The 5,678-nt window shown below is 68.0% G+C and carries 3 protein-coding genes; all 3 read left to right on the top strand.

The window, feature by feature from the left end; genetic code table 11:
* Nucleotides 1–1,275: hypothetical protein (locus VD972_RS42690; RefSeq protein WP_324995376.1), on the top strand; the 1,275-nt coding region annotated here is incomplete at its 5' end.
* Nucleotides 1,272–4,601, top strand: coding sequence for a DEAD/DEAH box helicase (locus VD972_RS42685; protein WP_324995374.1), 3,330 nt, complete (start codon nt 1,272–1,274; stop codon nt 4,599–4,601). The genes VD972_RS42690 and VD972_RS42685, both read left to right, overlap by 4 nt.
* A partial coding sequence (locus VD972_RS42680) for a hypothetical protein (RefSeq protein ID WP_324995372.1) occupies nt 4,579–5,678 on the top strand: 1,100 nt, incomplete at its 3' end. The genes VD972_RS42685 and VD972_RS42680, both read left to right, overlap by 23 nt.

Below are 5,678 nucleotides of genomic sequence, written 5' to 3'. Positions count from 1 at the left end.
CTGGGGGACCTGGAGATCGCCCAGCCGCTGGAGATGCTGCGAGAGCCCTACCTGGGCTACATCATGGAGCTGCTGACGGGCATGGTGCCGCTCAAGGTGCTGGCGCACCTGCCTCGAGGCGAGAAGTCCCTGGTGCCCTGGTACATCGCCGGAGGCGGGCTGCGGCGCCGGCTGCGGCTGCTGGCACGGGCGGCGGATCTGCTGGCGCAGCTCCATGGCAAGGGCCTGGTGTACGCCGACCCGTCGCCCCACAACCTTTTCGTCTCGGCCGGTGTCACTGGCTATGAGGTGCGCCTTATCGATGCCGACAACCTTTCCTACCAGTCGTCCACCGGCGGCCCTGGCATCTACACGCCAGGCTACGGTGCTCCGGAGCTGATGACCGGGTGGCGGGGCGTGGACACCCTCACGGATGCGCACGCTTTTGGAGTCATCGCCTTCCAGACGCTAGCTCAGGTGCACCCGCTGCTGGGCGACGCCGTCACGCAGGGTGATCCGGAGCAAGAGGAGAAGGCGCTGCGGGGCGAGTTGCCCTGGATCGATCATCCCGAGGATGAGCGCAACCGCTCCAGCGTAGGCTTGCCCCGGGAGTTTGTCCTGTCCAACCGGCTGAGAGAGCTCTGTCAACTCGCCTTCGGCAAAGGGCTGAGCGATCGCACAGCGCGCCCCGGGCTCTCGCTGTGGGCCGAGCGCCTGCATGCCGCCGCGGACGCCACGCTCGCGTGCCCGGGGTGTACCAGTACCTATTATGTGAACTCCCCAGACTGTCCCTGGTGCGGGGTGGCCAAGCCGCGCTGCGTGCTGGCGAGCTTCTTCCTCTCGGACCCGGCGGTGGTCTCCTGCGAGAGCTGTCAGGCGGGGTACCCGGTGGAGGAGGCAGAGTGCCCCCGCTGCAGCGCCCCTCGTCCCGAAGGGGTGACGCGCCTGGCGCTGGTGCGGGGGCCGGACCCCAAGCGCACGCGGCTCACTCAAGCCGTGCTCACGGAGCAGTCCCCGCTGCTCATCAGCGATCGGTTGTTGAAAGGCCAGATGGGGCGGGGCTCCCACACCCCGAGGATCGAGGTGCGGCTCGAGGGTGGCCGCTTGTGGCTCCAGAGCCTGGATGGTGTGGTGTACACGCTCGTCTCGATGAGCGGCAGCCGCAACCTGCGGGTGGGCCCTCAGGCCATGAACGTGCCGATTGATCCAGGCCGGGGCACGTGGCGGCTGCACCTGGGCAGCCTGGAGAAGCTCCACCGCATCGTCACCTTCGAGCTTCGTCAGGAGGGCACATGAAGATCCACGAGATCCCCTGCGGAGAGAAGACCACCCTCGAGGTAAGAGCCGTGGGAGCCCGGGACTTCGGCAAGCCGGTGGCCCGCCTGGCCGAGGCGCGGCTCCAGTTCCCCGAGGGCCTGGACCCGGCGCTGCTGCAGGTGGGGGACCAAGCCTGGAGCGTCGAGGGGACGGACTCCCGGAGCGAAGGCCTGCTGGCCAAGCTCGCGGAGCGCAACCTCCCGCGCTTGTGCTGGGTGGCCAATGTGCTGCCGAAGCTGGGCGACACACAGCGGCTCATGCTCCAGGTCCACGAGTTCCCTCAGGCCTACTCCTGGCCTGGCGACATGGACTTGGGCGTGGACGACAAGCTGCTGCAGGACCTCCAGAAGAAGCGCCCGCAGCTAGCCTCCGTGCAGAGCGTGGTGTCCTGGCTGGCCGAGAGGGTGCTGCTGGCCACTCGCGGGCCGGGCTCGGAGAGGGTGTTCCTCTCTGGAGGCCCGCAGCCTCAGGCGGAGCTCCCGGGAGCCTTCCGGTTGTATGGCCAGGGCCTCAACGTGGATGTGGCGAGGGGGCCAGACGATCGGCTGCGGATCATCCGGGTGGTCGAGCAGCGCCAGCCGGAGCGCAGCGACGAGCGCCGGCCCGTACTGATGGTGGAGGGGCGCTGGCGCATCTGTGACATGACGCTGGCGGGCGAGTTCCGCGGCACGGCGCGCACCCAGCTCGATCAGCTGGTGGAGCGGGCGGACAGCTACCTCCACCTCTGGAAAGAGTACAACGCCCTGGAGCGCAAGAGCATCGAGCGACGGGCACAGGCCTTCGGCACGCTGCGCTACACGCGGTGCGAGCAGAAGCCGAACGGCCTGTGGCGCTTTCACCTCCCGGAAGGGGAGGGCGTCGAGGAGAAGCTGCGGCAGCTGCAGGAACTCGAGGAGGTGGACCTGGAGGCCAAGGTGGCGCACTTCTCCGAGCCAATAAAGGAGGTGCCCCCCGACCAGGGTGAGCAGGCGCAGCCCCGGCAACGTAAGCGGCGCGGGGGCGTCTTCGCTGGGACCTTCGTGGGGCTCCAGTCCTACCAGTGCGTGCTCGATATCCGCCCTCGCTTCGAGGAGGGCGTGAAGCCGCCTGAGAAGGGAGTCCTCTCCATCGACAAGAGTGGGGATGAGAAACGCTTGGAGCGGCGCGAGGAAGCTCAGCGGCTCATCGCTTCGGCCCAGAACCCCATGCCGCAGCTGGGTCTGCTGATCGAGGGGGAGAGCGTGCCCGAGCGCCGACGCCGCCAGGAGAAGGTGCTGACACCCGCAGTGCTCGAGATCTTCGGAGGCAACCCCACCGAGAGGCAGCGCAAGGCTCTGGAGGTCGCGCTGAATACCCCTGACATCGCCCTCATCCAGGGCCCGCCCGGCACCGGGAAGACCAAGGTCATCACCGCGCTCCAGGTGCGGCTGGCCGAGCTGGACGACACGGACATCATCTCTGGGCAGACGCTGCTGACGAGCTACCAGCATGACGCGGTGGAGAACGCCGCCTCCCGCACGCGGGTGTTCGGCCTGCCCGCCATCAAGGTGGGCCGCAGGCGGGGCCAGTCCGAGGCCGATTCGATGGATGGCTTTGAGAAGTGGCGCCGCGATCGCGTCGATGAGGTGCGCGCCGCGCTGGCCCAGATGTCCGAGCGGCCCGTATCCGAGGTACTCCGCCAGGTGCGTAACCGTGCCGCGGCCTATGTGGGAGCGCCTCGCCAGGAGGGCGAGGCGGTGTCCCTGCTGCGCGAGGTGTCCAATCTGGCGCGAGAGCACCTGCCGCTGCTGCTGCAAGACCGGCTGCTGAGCCTGCTCCAGCAGCTGCAGCGCGGGCCGACGAGCCCCAGCGGGCAGAAGGAGGACGAGGCGCGGGCGCTGGAGGCTGTGCGGCGCCTGCGCACCGAGGCCATTCCCTTCTCGGATGATGGCCCACGCAACGCCCGCCAGCTGCTCAACCGGCTCGAGCCGCTCCAGCTGCTCTCTGCCGAGGATCAACAGCTGCTGGAGCACGCCTCGGGGTTGGACCCGGACGGGCCACCGCCGACGGCGGACCTGCTGGCACAGCTCAAGGAGCTGCGGGATCGGCTCCTGGACCGGCTGTCACCCGACGCGCTGCCCGCCGGTGCGCCCGCCGTCCTTGCGGATGTGGAGGCGCTGCTCACGGACATCGTGGACGCGCTTTACCAGAGGGTCCGCCAGTCTGCCGCGGGGCCGGACGCAGTGCTCCACGACTACCTGGATGATCTGGAGCATGACGTGGGGGGCGTGCGCGACGCGGTCATGAACTACACGGTGGTGCTGGCGGCCACGTGCCAGCAGGCGGTGGGCTACGAGATGAGCCAGGCGAAGGGGGAGGGCGTCCTGTTCCGCAACGTCATCGTCGACGAGGCCGCCCGCGCCAACCCGTTGGACCTGCTCATTCCCATGTCCCGGGCCGAGCGCCGCGTCATCCTCGTGGGAGACCAGCGACAGCTGCCGCACATCCTCGAGCCGGACGTGGAGAGCCAGCTCGAGCTGGCCTCTCTGGAGACTCGGAAGACGCTGCGGAAGAGCCTGTTCCAGAAGCTCTTCGATTTCCTCAAGGAGCTCCAGGACAAGGATGGCATTCCGCGCACGGTCACGCTGGACGTGCAGTTCCGCATGCACCCGGTGCTGGGGGACTTTGTTAGCAAGACTTTCTACAAAGACGGCGAGCAGTTCCGCTCTGAGCGTCCGCCGTCCGAGTTCGTGCATGGGCTGGAAGGCTACGGCGAGGCGGTGGCCGCGTGGGTGAACATCCCGATGGCTCAGGGCCGGGAGATCAGCGGGCGCAGCAAGTCCCGCCGGGCGGAGGCGCGGTGGATCGCGGACGAGGTGCAGCGGCTGACGAAGACGCGGGACGATCTGAGCTTTGGGATCATCGCCTTCTACGCGGCGCAGGTGCAGCTCATCTTCCAGGAACTGGAGAAGCGGGGCTTGGCCGAGCAGGACGAGGACGGCAACTACCGCATCGCCTCCTCCCTGCGGTGGACGAAGGACCACCGGGAGCGGCTGCGGGTGGGCACCGTGGATGCCTTCCAGGGCAAGGAGTTCGATGTGGTGATGCTGTCGATGACGCGCAGCAACGACGTGCGCGCCACGGACGAGCTCTCGCAGCGCCGCAAGTACGGGCATTTGATGCTGGAGAACCGCCTGTGCGTGGCCATGAGCCGCCAGCAGCGCCTGCTCATTGCGGTGGGCGACGAGGGCATGCTGACCGCCAAGGAGGCCTCCTCGGCGGTTCCGGAGTTGGTGGAGTTCCGCAAGCTATGTGGGGGGAGCCATGGCCGCGTTATTTCAACGTGATGACCCCATCCTCTTGTTCCGGCTTCGCCCGGACCCCAAAGCGGGAGATCGCCGCTACCTGCTCTGGCCCGCCTGGGCATGGCGCGTGGTAGCTCCCGAGGTGCGCGACCGGCAGCTCAACGTCCTTCAGAAGGCCGTGCTGAGCCTGAGCCAGGCGGGGGTGGTGACCGCCGAGAGAGTGAGCCGCACGCTCTGCCTGGAACTGGATCTGGCGGCCTTCATCGCCAGCGAGCTGTTGCAGCACAAGTGGACCGACTCCAAGGGGCAGATCACCCCCGAGGGGCGGCAGGTGCTGGAGGAGGAGACACTTCAGTCACGCAAGATGGTCACCGGCTTTGTCTTTCAGGATCCGTGGAGCCATGAGCTTTGGCCGCGCTTCGTCGAGAACCTGGAGTACGCGCGTACCACCCCGGGCAAAAAAGGCTTTCCAGAGCTGATCCTGGGCTCGACGGGTGATCCGAAGCCACCGCTCCCGGCCTACATGCACCTGCCGGTGGACGTGAACCCCGCCTCCATCCCTGATGCGCAGGACATCATCGAGGTGGCGCGTCGTCATCAGCGCGCCCTACGCCACCAGGATCGCTCGGTGGATGCGGACGAGGAGGACAGCAGCGCTTTCGAGCCGAACCCCGTCGACATCGACCGCGTCTCGCTCATTGAGGAGCGGCCCCTGCGCGTCTTCCTGAGCACGCACTTCTACCTGCCCAGGGACTCCGAGAAGTCGGTGGACTGGCAGGTGTGTGATCCGTTCGGGCTGGGCTCCAGCCCCCTGCTGCGCCGAGCCATCACCCGGCAGATGGAGCGCTCCCCCCTGCTGCGCGAGCGGGTGGAGGGCCTGCTGAGCGACGCGCTGAAGGAGAGCCTGGGGGAAGTACGCGCCTGGATGGAGCGGCTCCAGAGCAAGGCGGAGCTGGCCCTCGAGGGGCGGCTGACGTCCGAGGTTCGCCGGCTGCCTTACCATGGGCAGCTGCTGGAGCTGATGCTGGCGTACGTCGAGGCCGAGGAGCTGGGGGAGGACAAGGCAGCCTCCAAGTTCCCAGCGGTGCTGCTGGCGGCGCGCAAGGTCATCGAGGCGCT

The sequence above is a fragment of the Hyalangium sp. genome, from assembly GCF_035629615.1.
Classification (GTDB): Bacteria; Myxococcota; Myxococcia; order Myxococcales; family Myxococcaceae; genus Hyalangium.
Note: the sequence above shows the minus strand (reverse complement) of the source record. Positions and strands in the feature narration are given on the sequence as shown.